This is a genomic window from Croceitalea sp. MTPC5 (assembly GCF_036985505.1).
In the GTDB taxonomy this organism is placed as follows: domain Bacteria; phylum Bacteroidota; class Bacteroidia; order Flavobacteriales; family Flavobacteriaceae; genus Croceitalea.
Map to the genome: position 1 here is coordinate 1 of NZ_BTGQ01000022.1, position 1,730 is coordinate 1,730.

1 protein-coding gene is annotated in these 1,730 nt (G+C 33.0%); it reads left to right on the plus strand.

Annotation, left to right across the window (positions count from 1 at the left end; all coding sequences use genetic code 11):
* The coding region (locus AACM45_RS20220) for a phosphopantetheine-binding protein (protein ID WP_339145017.1) at positions 1–1,588 on the plus strand (1,588 nt) is incomplete at its 5' end.
* Between the last annotated feature and the right edge of the window lie 142 nt (positions 1,589–1,730).

Below are 1,730 nucleotides of genomic sequence, written 5' to 3' on the forward strand. Positions count from 1 at the left end.
AACAAAAGGCTTTTCTGATTCAAAAAGTAAGCATGAATTGTTAAAGGATAAAAACTCCAGAGAAGCATTTAAACTAAAACAACATGGAATAAGAAAGGATTTGACGGCTTCCTATTATTTAACTGATTTAGCATTAGATAAGAACAGATATCTATCTAGAAAAAGTTACCGTCAGTTTAGCTCAAAAAGCCTTTCGATAACAAAGCATGATTTGTTTAACTCAATTAGGAAAAAATCCAATTCTGAATTATTGAATATTCCAAACTTAGATAATAACACAGGAATTAATGAAATCAAATGGATACAACTTCAGGAGCTGCTGGGTACAATAAGTGCCATAAAATTGAACGATAGAATATTACCAAAATATTTATACCCATCGGGTGGTAGTGCTTATCCAATTCAATGTTATGTCACCATACCTAAAACACTAAATGATAAAGAAGTATTACAGGGTGATTACTATTATGAGCCGGTTTCCCATTTTCTTGCTAAAGTCGAAGATAGGTCAAAGCTGCCAAAACAAAACGCGGAATCAAATAATGCTGGAAAACCTGACCAAATCGAATTATGTTTTAAACTATATACCCCTGCAATAGAACTCTTGTATGAAAGTGAAACCGCTTTAAGACTAGCTTGGCTAGAATTGGGGCATATGGTATTGTTAATCAAAGACAAGGTTGAAGACTTACAGCTAAAAGCAGAGATAAATATTTTGAATGATGTTCAAGGTGATTATCGCAATCTCATTAAGATTTCAATCAGCCCCTATTATTCAAGTAATAAATCATCTTCAACCTCTTCTGGCTTATATGAGGCTCATAGTATTACTGATTTTGATTTTCTTAAAAATACTGGAAATGGGTTTCATGATGAAGATGGTAAAAGCTTCAATTTGTCCAATGAGAACGTTTTCTTCAGGACTTCTGAGATATATAGCATACTAGATGTGGCTGATGGATTAGTTGTGTTTAAAGGATCCAGTAAACCTGAAGATTTAATAAAATCAGGCTACCTAGCCCAAAAAATGACCGAAAACCTACTTGTGGAAAATATTGGAAGTTGCTCTTTGGGCACTCTTCCCTATGATAAAGTTAATTATTGTATGGCCATTGGCTCTATATCTAATACCCAAAAAATATCATCAGAGTCACGCCCGATAGAAACCTCCTTCACATCCGTTATGCATAAATGTCTTGAAAAATACTTACCAGTTTATATGTTGCCTGAGATCTTTATGCCTATTGAGGAAATACCCCTTTCACATAACGGAAAAATCGAATACAAAAAGTTACCAAAAGCTCACTTAAAAACTCATGAATTTGTACCTCCTTCAAATGTGATAGAAAGCGAAATATGTAATATTTGGAAGCATCATCTTAAGGTTGAAAACATAGGGATTACTGATGACTTTTTTAGAATTGGCGGAAATTCTATAACTGCCATAAGGGCATTACATGAAATGAATAAAGTACTTGATTATGAGATTAAAATTTCAGAAATGTTTAAGTATAAGACGATAAAAAAACTTCTTAACAATACTGAGTTCAGCCAAATGGATGCTGATAATGTGGATTGGGAAATTTAAGCAAAGCCTAAAGATTTTTAGAATGATTGAATGTATTTCTTTGTTAAACGATATTAAATCAGGATATGGAGCTATCTGGTTGGAAAATAAAAAAATCAAGTTATCTACCCCAAAACGACTTCAAAATGAGGTAACAAGGGCT